At 54.2% G+C, this 21,856-nt stretch carries 19 protein-coding genes, 3 tRNA genes and 4 pseudogenes; 14 read left to right on the plus strand and 12 right to left on the minus strand.

Annotated features, from left to right (window positions below):
• Positions 1–47 precede the first annotated feature (47 nt).
• Both VRC33_RS03020 and VRC33_RS03025 read left to right on the plus strand, forming a co-directional pair.
• Positions 48–647 (plus strand): TetR/AcrR family transcriptional regulator, encoded by a 600-nt coding sequence (locus VRC33_RS03020; protein ID WP_338560710.1) that lies wholly within the window; start codon positions 48–50, stop codon positions 645–647.
• Positions 640–1,656 (plus strand): AraC family transcriptional regulator, encoded by a 1,017-nt coding sequence (locus tag VRC33_RS03025; protein ID WP_338560713.1) that lies wholly within the window; start codon positions 640–642, stop codon positions 1,654–1,656. Before VRC33_RS03020 ends, VRC33_RS03025 begins: the two co-directional genes overlap by 8 nt.
• Before the next feature lie 115 nt (positions 1,657–1,771).
• Here VRC33_RS03025 and VRC33_RS03030 read toward each other — a convergent pair whose 3' ends face one another.
• Entirely contained in the window at positions 1,772–2,503 is a 732-nt protein-coding gene (locus VRC33_RS03030; protein WP_338560715.1) for an SDR family oxidoreductase, read from the minus strand.
• 211 nt (positions 2,504–2,714) lie between these two features.
• A pseudogene (locus VRC33_RS03035) lies at positions 2,715–3,530 on the minus strand (SDR family oxidoreductase).
• A gap of 92 nt (positions 3,531–3,622) precedes the next feature.
• Here VRC33_RS03035 and VRC33_RS03040 point away from each other — a divergent pair.
• Positions 3,623–4,480 (plus strand): LysR family transcriptional regulator, encoded by an 858-nt coding sequence (locus VRC33_RS03040; protein ID WP_338560718.1) that lies wholly within the window; start codon positions 3,623–3,625, stop codon positions 4,478–4,480.
• A 28-nt stretch (positions 4,481–4,508) separates the two neighbouring features.
• Here VRC33_RS03040 and VRC33_RS03045 read toward each other — a convergent pair whose 3' ends face one another.
• Positions 4,509–5,078: a histidine phosphatase family protein gene (locus VRC33_RS03045; RefSeq protein WP_338560721.1), complete on the minus strand. Its 570-nt coding sequence runs from the start codon at positions 5,076–5,078 to the stop codon at positions 4,509–4,511.
• Between the two features lie 572 nt (positions 5,079–5,650).
• On the opposite strand from VRC33_RS03045, the gene VRC33_RS03050 reads away from it, so the two are divergent.
• The 3 genes and pseudogenes from VRC33_RS03050 to VRC33_RS03060 all read left to right on the plus strand — a co-directional run bounded on the left by VRC33_RS03050 (position 5,651) and on the right by VRC33_RS03060 (position 9,101).
• Complete coding sequence (locus tag VRC33_RS03050) at positions 5,651–7,030, plus strand: MFS transporter (protein ID WP_338560723.1); 1,380 nt, start codon at positions 5,651–5,653, stop codon at positions 7,028–7,030.
• 48 nt (positions 7,031–7,078) lie between these two features.
• Positions 7,079–8,127, plus strand: a pseudogene (locus tag VRC33_RS03055) (LacI family DNA-binding transcriptional regulator).
• Complete coding sequence (locus tag VRC33_RS03060; protein ID WP_338560726.1) at positions 8,124–9,101, plus strand: nucleoside hydrolase; 978 nt, start codon at positions 8,124–8,126, stop codon at positions 9,099–9,101. Before VRC33_RS03055 ends, VRC33_RS03060 begins: the two are co-directional and overlap by 4 nt.
• A gap of 160 nt (positions 9,102–9,261) precedes the next feature.
• Here VRC33_RS03060 and VRC33_RS03065 read toward each other — a convergent pair whose 3' ends face one another.
• From VRC33_RS03065 to VRC33_RS03085, 5 genes and pseudogenes are all read right to left on the minus strand, one after another.
• On the minus strand, positions 9,262–10,863 hold the full coding sequence (locus VRC33_RS03065; protein ID WP_338560729.1) for a PepSY domain-containing protein: 1,602 nt from the start codon (positions 10,861–10,863) through the stop codon (positions 9,262–9,264).
• Between the two features lie 84 nt (positions 10,864–10,947).
• Positions 10,948–11,511: a DUF2946 domain-containing protein gene (locus VRC33_RS03070; protein WP_338560730.1), complete on the minus strand. Its 564-nt coding sequence runs from the start codon at positions 11,509–11,511 to the stop codon at positions 10,948–10,950.
• 85 nt (positions 11,512–11,596) lie between these two features.
• Positions 11,597–12,064, minus strand: coding sequence for a YbaK/EbsC family protein (locus VRC33_RS03075; protein ID WP_338560732.1), 468 nt, complete (start codon positions 12,062–12,064; stop codon positions 11,597–11,599).
• Between the two features lie 73 nt (positions 12,065–12,137).
• Positions 12,138–12,932, minus strand: coding sequence for a siderophore-iron reductase FhuF (fhuF, locus tag VRC33_RS03080; protein WP_338560734.1), 795 nt, complete (start codon positions 12,930–12,932; stop codon positions 12,138–12,140).
• A gap of 475 nt (positions 12,933–13,407) precedes the next feature.
• Positions 13,408–14,507, minus strand: a pseudogene (locus VRC33_RS03085) (diguanylate cyclase).
• Between the two features lie 80 nt (positions 14,508–14,587).
• On the opposite strand from VRC33_RS03085, the gene VRC33_RS03090 reads away from it, so the two are divergent.
• Together VRC33_RS03090 and VRC33_RS03095 are read left to right on the plus strand one after the other, a co-directional pair.
• Positions 14,588–14,731, plus strand: coding sequence for a hypothetical protein (locus VRC33_RS03090; protein WP_338560735.1), 144 nt, complete (start codon positions 14,588–14,590; stop codon positions 14,729–14,731).
• Positions 14,732–14,789: 58 nt separating this feature from the next.
• Positions 14,790–15,074, plus strand: a complete 285-nt coding sequence (locus tag VRC33_RS03095; RefSeq protein ID WP_338560738.1) for a DUF1435 domain-containing protein — start codon at positions 14,790–14,792, stop codon at positions 15,072–15,074.
• A 189-nt stretch (positions 15,075–15,263) separates the two neighbouring features.
• On the opposite strand, the gene VRC33_RS03100 is transcribed toward VRC33_RS03095, so the two are convergent.
• The 4 genes from VRC33_RS03100 to rsmC all read right to left on the minus strand — a co-directional run bounded on the left by VRC33_RS03100 (position 15,264) and on the right by rsmC (position 16,810).
• Positions 15,264–15,350 (minus strand) — tRNA-Leu (locus VRC33_RS03100).
• Between the two features lie 34 nt (positions 15,351–15,384).
• A tRNA-Leu gene (locus tag VRC33_RS03105) sits at positions 15,385–15,471 on the minus strand.
• 32 nt (positions 15,472–15,503) lie between these two features.
• Positions 15,504–15,590, minus strand: a tRNA-Leu gene (locus VRC33_RS03110).
• A 185-nt stretch (positions 15,591–15,775) separates the two neighbouring features.
• Positions 15,776–16,810, minus strand: a complete 1,035-nt coding sequence (gene rsmC, locus VRC33_RS03115; protein ID WP_338560740.1) for a 16S rRNA (guanine(1207)-N(2))-methyltransferase RsmC — start codon at positions 16,808–16,810, stop codon at positions 15,776–15,778.
• Positions 16,811–16,990: 180 nt separating this feature from the next.
• On the opposite strand from rsmC, the gene VRC33_RS03120 reads away from it, so the two are divergent.
• From VRC33_RS03120 to tssK, 6 genes and pseudogenes are all read left to right on the plus strand, one after another.
• Complete coding sequence (locus VRC33_RS03120) at positions 16,991–17,410, plus strand: DNA polymerase III subunit psi (RefSeq protein ID WP_338560742.1); 420 nt, start codon at positions 16,991–16,993, stop codon at positions 17,408–17,410.
• Positions 17,373–17,813, plus strand: coding sequence for a ribosomal protein S18-alanine N-acetyltransferase (rimI, locus tag VRC33_RS03125; RefSeq protein ID WP_338560744.1), 441 nt, complete (start codon positions 17,373–17,375; stop codon positions 17,811–17,813). Before VRC33_RS03120 ends, rimI begins: the two co-directional genes overlap by 38 nt.
• Before the next feature lie 14 nt (positions 17,814–17,827).
• Positions 17,828–18,508 carry a pyrimidine 5'-nucleotidase gene (yjjG, locus tag VRC33_RS03130; protein WP_338560746.1) on the plus strand — a complete coding sequence of 227 codons (681 nt, stop codon included), beginning with the start codon at positions 17,828–17,830 and terminating at the stop codon, positions 18,506–18,508.
• A gap of 947 nt (positions 18,509–19,455) precedes the next feature.
• Positions 19,456–19,952, plus strand: a pseudogene (locus VRC33_RS03135) (SH3 domain-containing protein).
• 24 nt (positions 19,953–19,976) lie between these two features.
• Positions 19,977–20,483: a type VI secretion system lipoprotein TssJ gene (tssJ, locus tag VRC33_RS03140; protein ID WP_338560748.1), complete on the plus strand. Its 507-nt coding sequence runs from the start codon at positions 19,977–19,979 to the stop codon at positions 20,481–20,483.
• Positions 20,484–20,508: 25 nt separating this feature from the next.
• Positions 20,509–21,852 (plus strand): type VI secretion system baseplate subunit TssK, encoded by a 1,344-nt coding sequence (tssK, locus tag VRC33_RS03145; protein WP_338560750.1) that lies wholly within the window; start codon positions 20,509–20,511, stop codon positions 21,850–21,852.
• Positions 21,853–21,856 lie beyond the last annotated feature (4 nt).

Raw genomic sequence — 21,856 nt, forward strand, 5'->3', positions numbered from 1 at the left:
CACCCGGCGGCACCCTGTCAGAGGTCAAAGCGCATTCAGGAGGCACCATGTCAGAACTCATTACCCATAAAGAGCGCACCCGCCAGCGGATCCTTGAGGAAGCCGCAGCCATTATGCGGGTGGTCGGTACGGAAGGAATTGGTGTTGCCGCCTTGATGAAACGGGTGGGGCTGACGCACGGTGGTTTCTATGCGCACTTTGCTTCGCGCGATGATCTGGTGGCCAACGTTGTCGATCGCATGTTTATTGAGACGAGGGAACGACTACAGGCTTATTCTTCTCTGCCTGAAGGGGAAGAGCGCCTTTCCCGTCTGATTGATGTTTACCTTTCTTCTGAAGCACGGAATGCCCCAGAACAGAGCTGTCCAATGCCTTCTCTGTGTGGGGAGGCGAGCCGTTTGCCGGAAGAGGCCAGAAACCGCTTTACGCTGGGCATTGAGGATATGCACGGCCTGATCTCCCGTTCACTTAAGGCAATGGGCCAGGAGCGGCCAGAAGCGTTGGCCACCTCGGCGCAGGCCGAGATGATCGGGGCGATGGCGCTGGCCAGAGCGGTTAAGGATGAGGTTAAGGCAGAGCAGATACTGACGGATTCGCGCAATCAGCTGAAACAGCGTTTGAGGCTTACCGGGGGATCGCATGGCTAAAAAAACAGAGGACATCACTCCAGACTCTGAGCATAAGAGGCCCGACTTTGGAGAGAATCCCTCAGAACAGCACCCTGCAGAAAACGCAGACACCCGGACTGAAGCCCGTCGCCGTAAGATGGCCTCGCTGATTACTCCTCTTGCGCCAAACACTGGCTACACTCAGTCCGCGCTGGAGGATGTGCGTTTCCTGCGTTCTGATATCCCGCTGGACGAGACGCCGGTTCTCTACGAGCCTTCGATCGTTATCGTCTGCCAGGGACGTAAGCGCGGTTTTCTGGGCGATCGGGAATATATTTATGATGCACAACACTGCCTGGTCGTGGCCGTTCCGCTGCCGTTTATCAGCCAGACGGAAGCTTCTGTTGATGAACCTATGCTGGCGGTAGCTCTGCGGCTGGATTTTAAGGTGCTGGCAGCACTGTTGCTGACCCTAAAATTACCCGTTGTGCGTCACAGTGAACCGATGAGTATGCTCTCTACCCCGCTGGATGATGCGCTGGGCGACAGCGTTATCCGGTTGCTGGAAGTTCTCCACTCCCGGCAGGAGACGGAAGTTCTGGGTGCGGGGTTGCTGCGTGAAATCTATTACCGCGTGCTGGTTGGCGGGCAGGGCGCAACTCTGCGGGCGGCACTGGCGCAGCAGGGATATTTTGCGCAGATCGCACGGGCGCTGCATATTATGCAAAACCGTTTTGCCGAACATCTGGAAGTTGCGGATCTGGCTGGCGAGGTGGGAATGAGCGTGGCAACTTTTCATGCGCATTTTAAAACTGTCACTCAAAGCTCGCCGATCCAGTATCTGAAATCGACCCGTCTGCATCATGCGAGGTTGATGATGGTACGCGGTGGGATGTCGGCAGCCGCAGCCTCGGCTGAAGTGGGCTATGAAAGTCCCTCCCAGTTCAGCCGTGAGTTTAAGCGCTTCTTTGGCCGCAGCCCGGTGCAGGAAGCCCTCTATATGAAAGAGATCTTAAGGCTGGAGCCGGCACTGGAAATGGCTGGATAACCGTATGAATTAGTCAGGTGATGCCGGGTACTGCAAAAGTAATCCATCACTGAATCTGCGCCGCGCCGGGTAAATCAGCTTTGTTATATAACCAGGTCTGATTTACCCGGCCCCCTCAGTAAGGACTCGCCACAGGCCGGACAACGATCTCACTGACATCGACATCCGCAGGCTGTTCGATGGCATAAACGATGGCACGGGCGATCGCCTCCGGTTCAAGAGCAACACGACGGAAAGATTTCATCGCTTCCCTGGCGGAATCATCACTGATGGTGTCAGCCAGTTCAGAGGTCACCACACCGGGCGAAACTACCGTTACCCGCAATTTATCCGTTTCCTGACGCAGCCCGTCAGACAGCGCACGAACCGCATATTTAGTCGCGCAGTAGACTGCGGCGGTAGGGGATACCGCATGGCCGCCAATCGAAGAGACATTAATGATGTGGCCATGCTGCTGCCGTTCCATCAGCGGCTGCGCAGCGGCGATGCCGTACAGCACGCCCCGGATATTCACATCAATCATCCGGTCCCATTCCGTGACTTTACGGGCAGACAAAGGCGAAAGCGGCATCACCCCGGCATTATTGATTAGCACATCCAGCCCACCAAAATGCGATGTTGCCTCTTCCACAAAGGCTTCCATCTCCGTCAGTTGGGTCACATCCAGCGAGCGAAAGTGCGCTTCGCCGCCAGCCGCACGGATCTCTGCAACCAGCGTTTCGAGACGTTCTGTTCTGCGGGCACCCAGCATAACGCGGGCACCTTTGGCGGCCAGCAGGCGGGCCGTTGCTTCGCCAATGCCACTGCTGGCACCGGTGATGGCGACAATTTTATTCAGTTCAGACACGGGACACTCCTTCAGGGGATTCGCTGAACGGCACATCCGCCAGCGAGTTCCAGCCTAACGCTCCTGTGCTCCACTGCGAATATCCAGGACTCTGGCAGACTTGCCTGTTTCTCTGAGATTGACACAGTGGCTGAATATGCCCGTTTTCTGTCTGGTTTCTCTCTGAAATGCCAGCCGTTTTGCAACGAGGATTCACTCTGAGATGGGCCAGTCAGGCAGTGATATCGGTGGAAAAGGCGATCTCCTTTTGCGCCTCCAGAGCTGCAAGGCGTTCCGTCAGGGCGGCGTGAACCAGCGTGTAAGCATCGCTTCCCAGCGTCAGCCTTCGCGGGGCGGGGTGACGATCGACAGAGGCGATCATCGCCTGCACCATCTTCTTCGCATCCCCCACGTTCGGCTAGTTCTCCAGCAGTTTCCGGATCCCGGTATTTTCATAAGCGGGCAGAGGATCGGCCATTACCAGGCCTCATGTGAAGTCCGTCTGCGCGGTGCCTGGCTCAACCAGAGTGAAGTCGATATTGAACTCAGCCACTTCCTGAGCCACCGCTTCAACAAAGCCTTCCATAGCGAATTTGCTGGTGTGATAAAGGCTTAATCCAGGGAAGGTCACCTGGCCTCCCATTGAGGAGAGTTGCAGGATACGTCCCCCACCTTGCCGCCGGAGATGAGGTAACGCTGCGCGGATCACATTGATTGAGCCGAGCACATTGGTGTTGATCTGGCGGACTATCTGCTCGTCAGAAAGCTCTTCCGCCGCGCCGGCCAGGCCATAACCGGCATTGCTGACTACCACATCAATCTGCCCCAGTTCAGTAAAGGCGCTGTCGATGACCCGCCTTACGTCATCCACCCCGGTCACGTCCAGCTTTGCCAGCCAGAGCCGGTCGCCATAGCCAGCCTTGAGGCTTTGTAACACATCGGGTTTACGTAAGGTGGCCGCGACTCTGTCGCCACGTTCGAGCAGGCGTTCTGTCATTTCAAGGCCGAAGCCGGAAGAAGTGCCGGTGATAAACCAGGTTCTGGACATAGTGTTTCTCCTCGGGAATGTCAGGAAAGCTTACGCCCGGCAGATTGATGCTACTATCCACCTAATCCTGCATGAGTTGGTGAAAATAACCCATGAATCACGAGCCTGATTTAGCCTCCCTGAAAGCTTTTGTGCTGATTGCTACCCGCCGCAGCTTTCGCAAAGCCGCCGATGAATTGGGCCTGTCCCCCTCCACGCTGAGTCATATGATGCGGAGTCTGGAAGCGGGAATGGCCGTGCGCCTGCTGCACCGCACTACCCGTAGCGTCTCGACCACGGAAGCCGGAGAGCAGCTTCTCACTAAACTGCTTCCCGTTTTTCACGGGCTGGAAAATGCATTGAGTTCGGTGGAAGCGTTCCGGCAAAAGCCAGCGGGAAACCTGAGGATCAACGCCAGCGAAAGTGCCGCCCGGCAGCTTTTGCAGCAGATTATCCCGACATTCTTATCCCGCAATCCCGGTATTTCCCTGGATCTCGTGACTGAGGGAAGACTGATTGATATCGTCAGCGAGCAGTTTGATGCCGGTGTGCGCCTGCTTGAAAATGTCCCACAGGATATGATCGCCGTACCTTTTGGTGGCGAAATGCGGTTTATTGCCGTTGCTTCACCTGATTACCTGAAACTGCATGGCAAGCCAGAGACGCCAGAGGATCTTGTGCGGCATAAGTGCATTCGTTTTCGCCTGCCCAGTGGCAAACTTTATCGCTGGGAGTTCTCGCGCCGGGGCGTGGAGCATCATGTTGATGTGCAGGGAGCGCTGATGCTGGATCATCTGGAACTGATGGCAGAATCCGCTGCAGCAGGGCTGGGTATCGCCTACCTGCCTGACAGCGTAGCCCGGCCCTGGCTAAGAGAGGGCGAGCTGCAAACCCTGCTTGATGAGTGGAGCCCCCCACGCCGGGACTGGCGCTCTATTATCCGGGGCACAGACACGTTCCGGCAACGCTGAGAGCTTTTATCGATCTCCTGAAGTCCGCCTAAGCCACACCGGGAGGAATAACGGGAGGATGATAGATAGCACTGCTCCAGTGGCGGCTGCTGGCATGTTTTTCGGCCATCCAGCCCTGCTTACGCAGATGGCGGGCGATCATCTTATTCATGATGCCATGCCCCAGCAGCAGGACGTTACCCTGGTCTGACAGGTCAATCAGTCGCTGAGCAGCCAGACAGGCTCGCTGTTCTGCCTCCCTGAAAGATTCTACCGAGCCTGCATAACCGCAAAGCCACATCAGCCGCAACAGTGAGAGCCATAGCGAAGGAGGAAGATGTGGCCAGGCCATGGACATTGCAGGGAGGGAGACTTCGCTGAAGAGATCGTCCACGCAGGCTGGCACCAGCCCCAGCTTTTCCAGCGAAGAGCGGGCCCGGGGAAGGGGGCTGGTCACCACATAATCTGCCATAGCCGCTACCCGCACGCTTTTCTCAGGCGGCCCATCCTGCACGTTCGACAAATCATAGGCCTCACACCATTCCGTCATAGCCAGCGCGGGCAGACGTCCTCCCACCTGATGGTCGGGTTTGCCGTGGCGCATCAGAATTATGGTCATTGCCTCTCCCCGGATGAGTTTTATCAAGAGTAAGCTGTCAGCTTTCTTAAGACAAATCATCGGCCAGTTTTTAAGATTTGACCGCGCAGCAGATTCGTCATGTTGCTGAAACAAAAGGCTGTTTAGATGAGTCCGCGATAAGCTGAGTGAAATAACATCATTACTGAAGTGAAAACGCTGTATTAGTGGTAAATAATAAGCATCAATAAAGTTATTAAAGATTAATTTACTGTTTTTAAAGGTTAAATTAATAATTGAGCTGCCTGAACTGTGAAGTATATCTAATTTATTTCACTCATGCTGTTGCATTATCTACGCGCGTAGATACAATAGGCCCGTTGTAAAAATTCACGGTGCCTGATGCTTATCTGCCCGGTGAAGGTCACTTTGTTTCACGTTAATAATGCGACTGGTTATTAAAACCGGCGGACGGGAAACGAATAAAACACTCCACACCAGGGAACCTGTTTCTGACCTCACTATGGCTTAGCAAAAGAGCGTCCTCGCTGGCGAATTTTCCCGAACGACATCGCCAGGGAAGGCAAAACAGTATCTGTACATCAGGGATTTTTATGTCAACTCTTCAAAGCACTCAGCAAGGGGCTGCATCTTCTGCCGCCGACGATCGTCTGACCACCCCGGAAGGGCGCAAAGATTTCTGGCGGGCAACCGTCTCATGCTGGCTTGGCACAGCGATGGAGTATGCGGATTTTGCACTCTATGGTCTGGCTGCCGGTATTATCTTTGGCGATGTCTTCTTCCCGGAAGCCACTCCCACCATGGCACTGCTTTCTACTTTTGCTACCTGGTCCGTGGGCTTTATTGCCCGACCTATCGGCGCGCTGTTTTTTGGCTGGCTGGGCGATCGTAAAGGACGCAAGGTAGTGATGGTCTCCACCATTATCCTGATGGGGGCTTCCACCACATTAATCGGCTTTATTCCCAGCTATGCGTCGATCGGCGTATGGGCACCGGCTTGTCTGGTGGTGCTCAGGTTCAGTCAGGGCTTTGGGGCAGGAGCAGAGTTGTCGGGGGGCACGGTGATGCTGGGGGAATACGCTCCGGCAGAAAAACGTGGCCTGGTGTCGTCGATTATTGCTCTGGGGTCAAACAGCGGCACGCTGGTGGCTTCGCTGGTGTGGCTGGCAGTGGTGCAGATGGATCAGCAGCAGTTGCAGGAGTGGGGCTGGCGTATTCCGTTCCTGTGCAGCTCACTGATAGCGATAGTGGCGTTGTGGATCCGTCGTCATCTAAAAGAAACCCCGGTGTTTGAACGTAAACAGGCTGAAGTGCTGGCCGCGCGTGAAACCACGCTGGCGGCGCAGCCGGTCGATGGTCGCAGCTTCTGGCAGCGCAGCCGTTCTTTCCTGGTGATGGTTGGTCTGCGCATTGGTGAAAACGGCCCCTCTTATCTGGCCCAGGGTTTTATCATCGGCTATGTGGTGAAAGTGCTGGCGGTTGATAAATCTGTTGCCACCACCGCCGTCTTTATCGCTTCCCTGCTTGGCTTCCTGATCATCCCCTTTGCTGGCTGGCTTTCGGATCGCTTTGGCCGGCGGATTACCTACCGATGCTTCTGCCTGCTGTTGATTCTGTATGCCTTCCCGGCCTTTATGCTGCTGGACTCACGCGAGCCGGTGATTGTGATTTCCACCATTGTAGTGGGGATGGGGCTGGCTTCGCTGGGCATCTTCGGGGTTCAGGCGGCCTGGGGCGTGGAGATGTTCGGCGTGAATCATCGCTACACTAAAATGGCGACGGCGAAAGAGCTGGGATCGATTCTTTCTGGCGGTACGGCGCCGCTGGTTGCTGCTGCGCTGTTGTCATGGACCGGTCACTGGTGGCCGATCGCCACCTATTTTGCGGTTATGGCGGCCATTGGCTTCCTGACCACTTTTGTTGCTCCGGAAACCCGAGGGCGAGATTTGAATGCTCCTGAAGACGCGATCTGACGGGACTAAGGCAGCCCGCTGAGCGGGCTGCGGTAACAAGGCGGAATAGTGCAAAAAAACACGCTTAATCGCGCTACCCGAAAAGATGTGGCGAGAGAAGCTGGCACCTCAGTCGCGGTGGTGAGCTACGTTGTGAATAATGGTCCGAGGCCGGTTGCGGAAGCAACGCGGCTTCGTGTGCTTGAAGCGGTAAAAAAACCGGCTACCGGCCTAACAGCGTTGCCAGAGCGCTCGCCTCCGGCACCAGCAAAACTTACGGGCTGGTGGTGCCCAATATCGCCAACGCCTTTATTGCCTCCTTTGCCCATGCCCTGCAGCAGGAAGCCCTGAGCAATGGCATGGTCATGCTGCTGGGTGATGCAGGGGACTGCCGTAAGCGCGAGCTGGAGTTGATCAACAATCTTCTGAGTCAGCAGGTCGATGGCCTGTTTTACAACAGCGTCGATCGCCATCCCTATATTGACGTTATTCAGGCCAGCGGCACGCCGTTGGTGATGCTGGATCGCGTTAATCCCGATCTTAAGGTCAATATCTTGCGGGTGGATGAGTATGAAGCGGCCCATCAGGTCACTTCACATCTGCTGAGTCATGGCTATCAGGAAGTCGGCATCATCTGCGGCCCGCTCGAAAGACTGAATACTCAGGATCGTCTTGCGGGCTGGCGTCAGGCGCTGGTCGATTTTGGTGTGAAAGAGCGGCCGGAGTGGATTTTCCCCACGGCTTACAGCCGGGAAGGCGGGTACGAGGCCGGGCAGCGCATGCTTGCCGGTGACGCTTTGCCCCGCGCTCTGTTTGCCACCAACGAAACCCAGGCCATCGGCTGCATCAGGGCGCTGGCGGAGCACAACATAACGGTACCAGGCCAGCTTGCTCTGGTCTGTTTTAACGGTACGGAACAATCTGCGTTTCATGTCCCTTCATTAACTACCGTGCGTCAGCCGGTCAGGGAAATGGCAAAAAGGGCGATTGAAATGCTGACAGCCCCGGAAGGCGAGGCACAGTTGAGTGAGTTTGCTCATCAGCTGGAAATTGGTGAATCCTGTGGCTGCTCGTTTACAGAGCGTCGTGCCGCCGGACAAAATGATTATAAAAAATGAAAAGACTGATTATTGATTGTGACCCGGGGAATGGCATCGTTGGTGCCAATGTAGATGACGGACTGGCAATAGCGCTCGCACTGGGATCTGCCAATGTATCGCTGGAATTAATCACCACCGTGGCTGGAAACACGCCCTGTGAGCTTGGCTATAACGTGGCAAAAGATCTGGTCGAACGTTTAGGGGTAAATGTGCCCGTGCGTAAAGGGGCAGATCGGGCGCTTGAAGAACCCTCCGGACCCTGGCGTGAAGCGCTGGATAACCGCGTTCACGGTAACAAACTGGCTCATCTCTGGCAGGGGGTTCGTCAGCCGCAGGCCTACACTGCACCGGAAGAAGAGGCAGCAGAGGCGATCGCCAGGCTGATCTGTGAGAATCCGGGTGAAATCACCCTGGTAGCGATTGGTCCCCTGACCAACGTTGCGCTGGCGATGGAACGCTATCCGGAGATGATTGATGCCGTGCAGGAGATCGCCATTATGGGGGGTGTTTTCGCGGTCGATGACTATATCAAGGACACCAACTTCGGTCTCGACCCGGAAGCGGCGCACAAGGTGTTAACCAGCGGGGCGAGTATCACACTGGTACCAATGGACGTGACCACGCGGACGTTGATGACCCACAACGATCTGAAGCGCATTTCTCAGCTCAATACGCCGCTGGCGCAGTTTGTTACGGAAACACTGAGGCCGTGGATGGATTACTCGATTCAGACCCGAAATCTGCCGGGCTGCTGGGTCCATGATGCGCTGGTGGTTGCCTGGCTGCTGAATCAGCAGGTGGCTACTGCCGCAGATTATTATGTGGATGTGGAGCTTCGCGCCGGCCAGACCCGCGGGAAATCATGGCGATACCGTCATCCGCTGCGTGTGGATGTTGGCATCGGTGCGCCAACCGGCGGGCTGGTTCACGTTCTGCAAACGGTGGATAACCGTCTGTTGATCTCCATGATCGAAACGGCGCTGGCTCGTTAAGCAGGTTGCCGGGCGAAGGATCCGCCCGGCTTTATGAAGTATTACTCCGGACTGCTTAATTCATTTTCGCTTTTGCGTGCTTCACTTTGAGCAGCCTGCATTGTAACCCACTTTTTTCGTGAAGCGCTTTGAGCGGCCTTTTTGTCACCTGCTTTTTCCCCTATTCACTTGCTACTGTCTGTCTGGTTGCCCGCGTCCAGCGCACGGCGTCAATCACCAGCATGACCAGCAGAGTGACACCCATCAGCGGCAGGCTTACCGCCAGCGCCACGGCACATACCGTCAGCATGAAACGCGCGCTCAGTGAAAGCTGACGCCAGTGACAAAGCAGAGTCTCAGCCGGATGCGTTCCCTGGCCCGCAGCGGGACGCCGCAGCCACCACAAACGGTATCCCATGACAATCATTACGCAGAGACCCAGCGCAAACGCCGCCAGAATGAGCTGATTGGGCAGACCGAACAGCACGCCCATATGCGCATCCACGCCCCAGCGGGTCAGCTTTGCCAGCAGACCGAACTGGGCGAACTCCACCTTATCGATCACGGTGAAATCACGGGGGTCCACGGCTACGCTGTCGACCTGGGTCGGCCAGCGACGATCGATTTCACTGACCGTCCAGGCTTTATCCGCCAGCTTTGCAGGACGCACCTCAATTTTTCCGGCAGCAATGCCTGCTGCGCGTGCGGCAGCCACCACCCGGTCAAACTGCTCCGGCGTTACCCTGGCCGCCAGAGCCGGATCTTCCGGCATCGCCATGCCCGCCATGTTGTGTTCCGCATGTTCATCACCTGGCATAGTCATACCCGGCATTGCATGTGCGGCGTGTTCATCACCGGGCACAGAATGCGCAGCATGGTCATCACCCGGCATAGTCATACCCGGCATTGAATGTGCGGCATGCTCATCATGGGGCATGTTATGCCCGGCATGCTCACTTTCCGGTGCGACATCGCCTTGTTCAGAAGGTCTGGCCTGCTGATCTTCTGGCCGCTTCAGCGCGGTATTCACTGAGGGTGTCATCCAGCCAAAATGGGCGCGCATTGCCGAGATATTATCGCCTGCCCAGCGGGACCAGGTCAGACCGGTGGCAGAGAAGAAAATCAGCCCCACCAGCAGGATAATACCCAGGGTGCTGTGCCAGTATCGATGGCGTAGCAGGCTCTGCCCACGTGAACGGCTGCCCTTTTTAATGCGGCCGGGCGCACGGCTGGTGGCCCATAACAGCAGGCCACCCAGCGAAGCCACCCATAGCCAACTAGCCGCCAGTTCGCTGTAGTTTCTCCCCACATCGCCCAAAAGCAGATTCTGATGCAGATAATCCAGCCAGGTGCGCAGTGGCAATACCCCGCTGGTGCCATAGACGTTCAGCATCCCGCGAACCTCCGCCGTATGAGGATCGATAAATACAGCGGTAGTGGCGGTAGTGCCCGGCGTGGAAAACATCACCCGCGTGGTTTCTCCTGGCGTCGGGGCCGGGCGCAGTGCAGTAATTTTCGCTTCCGGCCCGATAAATTTCTCCGCTACCCGGATTTGTTCCGCCAGGGTTTTTTCCTCTCCCTGGCTGTCGGTATAGAGCTGATGCGAATAGAGCGCACTTTCCAGTTGCGGGGTCAGCACATAGAGCGCGCCGGTCAGGGCCGCGACGAAGATAAAGGGGCCGATAAACAGGCCGATATAAAAGTGAAGCCGGCGCAGTAAGGGCAGAAGTGCGCTGCGGGATTTTTCGGCGCGTGCAGAGTGCGCCAGGATTTTCTCTGACATAGTTTTGTTCCATCCGCCTGTTGCCAGGCATGAGCAGGTGCCTGTCGCTTAACCGACAGGAATTTTTTTACAGCAGTTACTGGCTCAGCGGATGGGAGGTGCCCGGGGATTGAAATAACGGGGAATGAAACGTGCCGCCACCGGGCGGAAAAGCGGTAAGTCGGGCTGTTTTGCAGCCTGTAGCACGGACCAGAGAGGGGGCAGGTTATTCAGGTCGAGCGGCAGATGGGCCAGCAGCACGCAATAGCCACAGGCGCTGTCATCCATCATCGACATCGGATGGTGCTGCATCATACGCGCATGCCCGGCGGCAGACATCCCGGGCATCGACATGGACTGCTCATCAGCGGCATCTGCGGCATGCTTATCATGCATCGACATGGACTGCTCATCAGCGGCATCTGCGGCATGCTTATCATGCATCGACATGGGCTGTTCATCAGCGGCATTTGCGGCATGCTTATCAGCCATCATCATCACAGCGTGATCTTCTGAGTGGCCGCCATGCGACATTCCCGCCATGGGAAGCGCACCCTCTCTCACCAGTGATTTGGAAATCACCGGAGCAATAAACAGCATCAGAATGGCAAACATCCCCAACCAGGCCGCAAGGCGGTTGGGGGTGCGGTTCAGCACAATCAGTGACAAATGACTATCCCGGCTTAACTTTACCGCGGGAGTGTAGCAAAAAAGCAGGAATATTCTGAGGGAAAAATAGGGGCTGTCTGAAGATTCAGGCCGGAATTTCGCAGACGTCGACCCAGGTCGCCTCGGTTAATTGTGCCATTGTCTCAGGATCGATACGCACGGCACTGTTAACAGATCCTGCGGCGGGCAGCACCTCAGCGTAATGCCTCAATGAGATATCACAGAACACCTGCAAAGGGGTTTCCAGACCAAAGGGACAGACGCCGCCAACCGGATGTCCGGTCCAGTTTACCACTTCATCCGTGCTCAGCATGCGGGCTTTGGCCCCCAGAGTGGTTTTCAGTTTGCGGTTATCCAGCCGGGCATCGCCCCGGGTTACGATCAACACCACCCGATCTTTCACCTTCAGCGACAATGTCTTGGCTATCTGGCCGGGCTCCACATGATGGGCCCGCGCCGCTAAAGCGACCGTTGCTGTGCTCTCGGCCAGCTCAATAATGCCAATATCAGGGGCGCGCTCGGCAAAGAACTGACGTACAGACTCCAGACTCATGTTTATCTCCCTCAAAACGAAGCGAATAAACTTGCCACAGAGCAGGTCAGCTGTAAACGGGAGTGAGATGAAATCAGACAGGTTTTAGCGTGCAGTTGCCGCAACGCTGGACATCTGGCAGGCGATAGCGCTGACAGCATGTACGACGCTGCATTTCACCTTCGCGGGGCAGCATAGTGCGATAGAAAGGATTGTCTGAGCCATCAAGCAACGTGCGGGAGAAGAAAAAGGCCTGTTCAAGCTCCAGATGCAACGCTTTGCCCAGCAGGGGAGCCAGCTCGCCCAGGAACCACCAGACGGAGAAGCCGGTGTTGCTCCAGATCAGTTTGCTGTTGATTTCGCCATGCTGTTCGATGCCGCTAACCACCGGGATCAGATGCTGCTGGATCAGACGATCCATACGGCGACGGGGGCTAAGATAGCGGGCCTCTTCATCTTCACGGGTATCCAGCCAGAAAGTGGCCGGACGGCCTGTCTCATGAAAGGCGACGTGGCAATGGCGTGGGGAACAGTCTAAAGCCTGCTCTTCAAGCAGCAGAGCCATCATCATGGGCGGCAGGATGAGCCCGAAATACCACTGCGCCCACAACGAGTGCAGCGGCTTGTTTTCGCGCGGCATTTCAGGCTGCTCACGGTAGATAAAATCACCGTATTGCGTCATCAGCTCAGAAAACGTCCTGGGTTCAGACCAGCGGTCCAGCGTCATGCAACCGGCGGGCGCTTCTTCACCCAGTTTTACCGTTTCAAGGAAATAAGCACGTTGCTCGCTGAACCGGGCGTGCAGCGAAGCGCTAAGCGGCCGGTTGTTCTGCAAGAAGATCAGCGGATATGAACCATACTCAGATACCTGACGGGTAATTGCGGTCATGACGTTCCCAGGTTAAACCGTAGTGCAAAAACAAATGATAATCGTTCTTGATTCTATCTGAGCGGATTGGCACAAACAAGCCTCATTTTGTGTGATTTGTCAGCAGGGGGAGCAGCACTATTCATCAGTAGCAGCATTGCATTCAGGCCAGTCTTAGCTGGCCAGCAGCGAATACAAATGCGTTTTATTTTCGTTTTAAATTACTGACAGACGAAGTTGCAGATAAAATAACCGGGAAAAGATAATTAATTCGGTATTTGCGGAATAATTAATAACAGGTGGTTTTCTTTTGGCTTATGGAGGTCTTTCGGAGTACGTCAGCATAATAAGATTTTTTTTCATTCATGCTGGTAATGCAAAGAAAAGGTCTTTCGTACAATAAGGTTGATAAACCCCGGTAAAGACTGAGTTTGAATTAAGGGTTATTATTAATTTAGTAAATGTATTGGCCCGGAATACCGGGCCAGTCAGGTAATTACATTGCATCCGCAGGCTGGGTCAGGCTGGTTTTAGCGATCTGATCGTAAGAGAGAATGTTATTACGGCCACGATTTTTTGCCAGATATAACGCCCGGTCGGCGTTGGCCACAGCAGCGTCAAAATCATCTTCAAACAAGGGGGCAAACCCGGCGCTGATGGTGACATTCGTTGCCACAAGGTCATTAAAGCGATGCGGGATCTCAAGATTCAGCACGTACTGGCGGATACGTTCAGAAAGCTTCATGGCGATCGACTCATTGACATTGGTCAGCAGCACCAGAAATTCTTCTCCCCCATAGCGGGTGACGATATCGCGTGAGCGCACGGCATCACGAATCGCTACAGAGACGCGCGCCAGAGCCTGGTCACCCATGGCATGGCCATAATTATCGTTGTAGGCTTTGAAATTATCGATATCCAGCAGCAGCACATAATGGCTGCCCGCATGGTTCTCGAGCACGGTCTCCAGCCGGTTTTTCAGCCCGCGCCGGTTATAAAGCCCCGTCAGCGGGTCCAGCATGCTGAGATCGCTGTAGGTCTCTTTCTCTTCATACAGCTGATGCATCAGCCGGCGGGTAAACCTGTCCTGCCGGCGCTGCATAAGATGGTTAAGAGTGAAGCCAATCAGCGGCAGCGCCACAGTAAACAGAATGAGCAGCGTATTCTCACCGTGATCCAGCACCAGCACCGCAACAGAGGGAGGCGCAGTATGCAGGCAAAACGCCAGCAGATGATCGCCCAGGGCAATGGCACTGATAAAGAATATGCTAATCAGGCTGATAACTAAAAAACTGCCATCAAAATAAAACACTGACTCGAACTTAAGGACAATCTGCCACGTCCAGAGCAGGCCAGTTAATAGCGCGACGGTATTTAATATTGGGAATTTTCCGCTGGGTCTTAAAACCATCCAGATGACAATTACCGCGCTGGTAAAGGCGATGATTATGGTTGGGAGCAGGAACGAACAGGCTGCGATTTTCCCACTAATACTACTTAAGCTAAATAAAGACGTTGCTGTGTTTAAAAAAGAAAAAGCATCAGCGAAAGCCGGTGCTTGCTGTGAAGCAATTCATCGTAAGTTTGTAATTTCATTTTTATCTACTCGTGACTGCATTGAAATATTACCTGCCGTTAACCTGAAGTAGCGGGCTATTTCGTGCCTGGAATAGTTTATGTCTGTTATTATTTGGATTTACTTAATAGTTAACCAGGCCAATCTATCACTTAATATCGGGACTGTCATCAGCGAGCGTAAACATTCGACAGGAACAGCGCCAGCAATCAGCCAGAACAGATCAAATAATGCTGCAAAATGATAAATATTCTTATATGATATTGGTAATCATTATCATTTGAAAGGGTGTGGGTACGACGATGCTGACAGCAATGGTCACCGCATGTGGACTCTGGGGGGTAAGCTGGATGTTGGGAAAACGACTCGATAGCGCCTGGGGAGTGCTGCTTCCCTGTGCAGTAATGCCGTTAATCACGCTGATGAACCTTTCGTTTTCCCAGTGGCGGCTGGTCATGGTGATTGCCTTGCTGGCTACAGTAGCCATGCTTTATCACAAACGTCTGCGTCACTACCTGCTGCTGCCATCCTGTCTGGCACTGGCTGGCGGCATGGCGGCTATTTCAGTCAATTTCGGCACGCTTTAACAGCTAAACAGGGAAGTTCAGTAAGCTGAAATCGAAGCAGGGAAGTACGGTAGCGTGAAAGAGAAACAGGGAAGATCGGTAATCTGAGAGAGAAACACGGAGTTCAGTAACGTATTGAGTAATACAGGGAGAAGTAAATCAGAAAGTGCCGGGGAGTCATACGGGTCTTGCAGAGGGAAGTATTCAACATGGTGCGAAGAGAGGGACTTGAACCCTCACGTCCGTTAAGACACTAACACCTGAAGCTAGCGCGTCTACCAATTCCGCCACCTTCGCGTCCTGTTGAACTTTTTATTCATATCACCGCAAATGGTGCGAAGAGAGGGACTTGAACCCTCACGTCCGTTAAGACACTAACACCTGAAGCTAGCGCGTCTACCAATTCCGCCACCTTCGCGCAGATGCTGCGTAATATGAACAACGTGATTATGGTGCGAAGAGAGGGACTTGAACCCTCACGTCCGTTAAGACACTAACACCTGAAGCTAGCGCGTCTACCAATTCCGCCACCTTCGCATACCTTCAATACAGTTAAACTGTATTGCAACCACGGAGGCGCATTCTAGAGATTTTCCAGGGGACGTCAACAGTTATTTAGCCTGCCTGCAACGATCGCTGTAAAAAGCAGCGTTCTCCAGGCCCGGTTGAGGAATCAGGAACTTGCTGGCGGAAAAGGCGGTGATTGCTCACCGCCTTTAGCATTAGCGTTTGGCTTTAGCCGCGCGCTGCAATACGGCACGGTAAACTTTGAAGCGGCCATTTTGCAGCAGCACTTCATGGCTGCCAAAGGTCTCGTCCAGTACCTGCGGATAAGGCAGGAAGGCGTTGGCTACGATACGCAGCTCTCCGCCCATATTCAGATGCTTCGCCGCGCCGCGAATCAATGTCTGAGCGGCATCCAGACTGGTCTGCATACCATCGTGGAATGGCGGGTTAGAAATGATCATGTCATAACGGCCATTCACTTCGGAATAGACGTTGCTGGCAAACACTTCCCCCTGCAGATCGTTGGCTGCCAGGGTGGCTTTACTGGCTTCCACTGCGGCGGCATTGACGTCGGTCATAAACAGGCGAACCTTCGGTGAGAAGCTCGCCAGCATGGCGGACAACACGCCAGCACCACAGCCGATATCCAGCACTTTGCCTTTCATATGCGGTTGTAACGTTGAGAGCAACAGGTTGCTGCCGGCATCCAGGCCATCGCGGCTGAACACGCCTGGCAGCGTTTTGATGGTCAGATTGCCCAACGGATACTCATCCCACCAGGCTTGCTCGTTAAAGGCAGGCTGGCTGTCCAGGCGGCCATGGTAGAGGCCACAGCGGCGGGCGCTGTCAATCTTGTTCAGCGTTGACCAGGTCGCCAGCATCTGCTCTGCACTGCGCACGCCGCTGCGGTTTTCACCCACTACAAACAGGTCGGTGCCGACAGGCATCAGCGATAGCAGGTTTTCCAGCTGGAACTGCGCTTCAGGTTTGTTCTTTGGCCAGAAATAGACCAGGGTATCGCATCCGGCTACGTCTTCCGCAGTCGCCACCAGTCCGTACCGGGCATTCTCACCCATAGCAGGGTTGAGGATCTGCCAGTGATGATATTGTTGGGTATGCACCCGACTCAATGCGGTGTCCAGTTGGGCGGGCAGGTCATCCTGCAGATCGCCAGCAAACAGTACGCGGCGTTGAGAAAATTCATCACTGTGGCGCAGTATCACTTCACTGGCCGGGCTAAATGCAGACATCGGTGGCTCCTTACGAATCAGAGCGGCGATTATACCCAAATTAGCCAGAGTTGCAGCAAAGCCCGCAGAGATCCGCTGATTCCTTGTGGAGAGGGTGCAAAGCAGGGGCTGGCCTGGTGGCGCAGACCTGATGGGTTTGCTAGCATAGCTGCGCAATCGGGCGATCAGACGGGAAAAAAGATGTCCTCCAGACGTGACTGGTTATTAGATCAAATGGGCATTACGCAGTACACACTGCGGCGTCCGCGTGCCTTGCATGGCGAGGTTGCGGTTTCACTGCCGGAACAGACGCGCCTGCTGATTGTGGCTGAAGTGCCCCCGCTGCTGACGGATCCGTTGATCGGCGATGTGCTGCGCTCAATGCGGATGCGTGAACATGAAGTGGTCGTGCTTACCCCGGATCAACTGGCCATGTTGCCAGAAGAGACCCGTTGTGCTGCCTGGTGTCTGGGTATTGACCCACCTCCGGCACTGAACGGATCGCAGATCGCTTCGCCTGTTCTTGCGGAGCTCTACCATAATGCCAGTGCCAAACGTGCGCTGTGGCAGCAGATCTCCCACTATGAATCAGATTTCTTTACTGACCCCGCAAGACCTTGAGCGTGCTTTCCTTATTGAGCAGCGTAGCCACGCTTTTCCCTGGACTGAAAAAACCTTTGCCAGTAATCAGGGCGAACGTTACCTGAACTACCAGCTCAGGGTGGATGAACAGCTGGCTGGCTTTGCCATCACTCAGGTGGTGCTGGACGAAGCCACGCTGTTTAACCTGGCGGTGGATCCAGATTTCCAGCGCCGGGGAATTGGGCGGCAATTGTTGCAGCACGTGATCGTCGAACTGGAGAGCCGTGGCATCCAGACTTTATGGCTGGAAGTGCGGGCCTCAAACCGTCCGGCTATCGCGCTGTATGAGCAGTTAGATTTCAACGAAGTGTCGGTACGCCGTAATTACTATCCTACGGCGGACGGCAAAGAAGATGCCATTATTATGGCCCTGACCCTGTAAGGACTGAGTAAAAGATGCTTAAAGACTGGGATTGGATCTTATTTGACGCTGACGATACGTTGTTTCACTTTGATGCGTTTGCCGGTTTACAGCGTCTGTTTCAGCAGTACGATGTGGCCTTCACCACGGATGATTACGACGATTATCAGGCGGTAAACAAGCCACTGTGGGTGGATTATCAGAACGGGGCAATCACCGCATTGCAGCTCCAGCATCAGCGCTTTGAAGGCTGGGCGGATAAGCTGAACGTGACGCCGCTGGATCTCAATGCGGGTTTCCTCTCGGCCATGGCTGAGCTTTGCGTCCCTCTGGCAGGCGCGGTGAACCTTCTCAACGTGCTGAAAGGTAATGTGAAGATGGGCATCATCACCAACGGGTTTACCGCGTTGCAGCAGGCCCGTCTTAAGCGCACCGGTTTCCTGGAGTACTTTGATCTGCTGGTGATCTCTGAACAGGTAGGCCATGCCAAACCGCACCCGGCCATCTTTGACTACGCTCTGAATAAAATGGGCAACCCCTCGCGTGAGCGGGTGATGATGGTAGGGGATAATCCTGACTCTGACATTCTTGGCGGGATTAACGCTGGCCTGGCTACCTGCTGGCTGAACGCGGATAACCGCCCGCGACCGGAGGGTATCAAGCCCGCCTGGCAGGTAAAAACGTTACAGGAACTGGAAGAGATTCTTATTTCTTAAGTTTGCCATTTTTAGTCTTTTTTATCGTGTGAACCGCGTTATGCCAGCATAATTTGCTGGCAACTCCGCTTTAATTACCCACCCCGTAAAATTAAATCCTGTAGACCCCGATCTCAAAAATCCCCCGCTAAAAACACCGCTTTTACAGTACCAATAGATAATTTTGTTTTATGATATTTGGTTATTAATAAAATACTTTAAATAACCAATTTGCATATAAAAGTTAAAAAATAGTCACCACCGGTATAATGGCACAGCAAAAAAGGGTCAATACAGGTAAATTTCGCTTAAAATTTTTACATTAGATAATTTTACGTAAAGAGCGCGCTTTCCCACAGCGTTGAATAATCGGAAAGACTCTGTAAACTTGCCGAAAATTTCACTATCAACTGTAACCTGAACCCCGGGCGGATTGCGTTAGCTCCAGCTCGTGCGGTAGCTATGGCAGCGATGTAAATTATAAGTTGTTATTATACAGGTAATTAAGTGTGTTTTTTTTACAGAAACGAGTAACTGATTTGCGGAGCGTGTGTTGTTTCAGGAATTTAATTTGTTCAAATTAATTCATTCCTCAAGGCAGGATATCGTGAAGGGATTTATCAGGTGAAAGGAAGTCGACCGCGTTTCTGCTCGTTCAGGGTGCAAAATTGTCGGAATATCGATCATGTTGCTTCACAATTAACTTGCTAACCAAGCCAGATTTTCTTTCCCCCTGGTTTGATGATGCCTGTTTTGCGTTCCAGGCTGTGAAGCGTGCTTCCGGTTATGAGACCGAGCCTGCTCGCCAGAGCTGTGCTTAAGGCTGGTCCAGTTCAGCCGCATTTCATTATCCCCCGTTCAGAAATGCGTTTCACGTAGCTTTAGTAGCTTGACCCCCTCTCTGTTTAGTACATGCGTATTGTTGAGTTTTCATACGCGCCTTTAGTTAAAAAAACCTCATGAGGATTATGGTGAACATTCGAATCGCATTAAGTCTGCTTTTTGTTATGACCGTTGCAGGATGTAAAGCGCCACCGCCAGCAATGACGGATGACACGATCGTTTCCAGCACTGTAGATGGCGTCACCCTGACTTACCGTCATGCTGTTCAGCCACCTGCGACCTTTACGCCGGTGAATGAAGAGTATCGCGCGCTGTACGGTGCCTCTGTTATGACCCGTCCGGATTTCGGCGGCAAGCTGGTCAGTTATCTGGATAACGGTAAGCCTTACACCGTGCTGGGTACTGTAGAAAACAACTGGTTTGCGATTGCCGAACAGGGTGAAGAGCAGATGATGGGTTACGTTCCTTTGCGCGCCGTGGTAAAGAGCGATCTTTACACCAAAACGGTGAAAGCCGACTCCCGCCGCAAGCGCGTCCGTGCTGCTGCGAAAAAACCTGCGTTGCAGCTGGCGACAGCAAAGCCTGCCAGAACAGCAACAGCGGAACCTGGATCATCGACTGATAACGTGCTGATGGCCGCATCAATATGAACAGATACTCATTTTTGCGCCTGAGCCTTCAGGCGCTTTTGCTGATCGCAGCCAGCCTGATGGCTGGCTGCAGTTCTTCTTCACACCGCGATACCGCTCACTACGACCTGGTCTTCCAGGCGCATCCGCAGATCAACGACGGTGCCCCACTGAAAGTGCGGGTGATGTTGCTGAAATCGGATGCGGACTTCATGTCTGCCGACTTTTACTCGCTGCAAAATTCCGCGACAACGCTGCTGGGCAGCAATCTGATCAACAACGAACAGTTCTTCCTGATGCCGGGACAGCTAAACAAAGTCCTGAGGGGACAGAGCACTTCAGAGGCCCGTTACATCGGTATTCTCGCGGAGTATCAGTCGCTTGATGGCAAAAAATGGCGGATCTCCTTGCCGCTGCCGGTCTCCCGTGAGCGCCATTTCTATAACTTCTGGCAGGGATCACCGGACGAACTGAAAGCCGACATCATCGCGGATATCAGCGGGTTGCGCCCCGTCACTGAGTGAGCAGAGCCTGACAACGGAAGCCATTATGAATAAAGCAGAAAAAGTGGTCTGGACCGAGGGGATGTTCCTGCGTCCACACCATTTCCAGCAGTCAGAGAGCTACCAGCAAAGCACTCTCCGTAACTGGGGAATGAGCCAGCGGCCTTATCTCTGGGGCTTTCTGGATTACGAAATCGACGAAGCGATGTTGCGTCAGGGAAAAATTGCCCTGAGCGCCGCCAGTGGGCTGCTACCCGACGGCACCTTTTTCTCGTTTCGCGATGCGCGTAACGGGCCGCCTCCGCTGGCGATCCCGGATAACCAGGGCAATGAAAAAGTGGTGCTGGCGCTGCCTGCCTGCCGTAATGGCCGTGAAGAGGTGATTTTCAGTGAAGCCACCGACTCGCTGGCTCGCTACGTCACCTTTGAGCAGGAAGTGGATGACTTTAATGCGCTTTCGGTTGGCCAGGCGACGGTACAGTTTGGCAAGCTCCGTCTGCGTCTGATGCTGGAAAGCGAGCTTTCTGCTGAATGGACGGCGATGGCTGTGGTACGGGTGATGGAAAAACGTAATGACAGTCAGGTTCGCCTCGACAGCAGCTACATTCCGCCGATGCTTAACTGTGTGGCGCATCACCAGTTGTCCGACTATCTCAGCGACATGGCCGGGTTACTGGAACAGCGCAGCAGGCAAATCGGTCAGCGGCTGCAACAGCCGGGCCGTTTTAATACCGCCGATATGGTCGACTTTATGCTGCTGGCGCTGGTGAACCAGCACTTCGGCAAGGTCAGTCACCTTAAAAACTTGCCGCTACTGCACCCGGAACAGCTCTTCTCAACCTGGCTGGCGTTTGCCAGCGAGCTGACCACCTGGACGCCACAGCGTTTCCCGGATGCCTCGCTGCCCGCTTACGATCACGACGATCTGGCCTGCTCCTTTGGCAAATTAATGCTGATGCTGCGCCAGGGGCTGTCTCAGGTGATGGAAGAAAACGCCATCCAGCTGCCGCTGACCGAAAGGTCACACGGCCTGAATGTGGCAACCGTGCCGGAAACCTCTATGATCCGCGAATTTGGTTTTGTGCTGGCCGTGCGCGCCAACGTGCCTGGCGAAGCGCTGCAAATCCATTTCCCGGCACAGATGAAAGTGGCTCCGGTAACCAAAATACGAGACCTGGTGCAGCTTCAGTTACCTGGTATGGTCCTGCGGCCTATGCCTGTTGCGCCGCCGCAAATCCCCTGGCACACCGGCTACAGCTATTTTGAGCTGGAGAAGGGCAGTGAGCTGTGGCAGGAGATGGAGAAATCCGGCACTTTCGCCCTCCATCTGGCCGGTGATTTCCCCGGTCTGATGATGGAGTTCTGGGCTATCCGTAGCCATTCAGTCTGACGCA

Origin of the sequence: Erwinia sp. E_sp_B01_1 (assembly GCF_036865545.1) — a bacterium.
Lineage (GTDB): Bacteria > Pseudomonadota > Gammaproteobacteria > Enterobacterales > Enterobacteriaceae > Erwinia.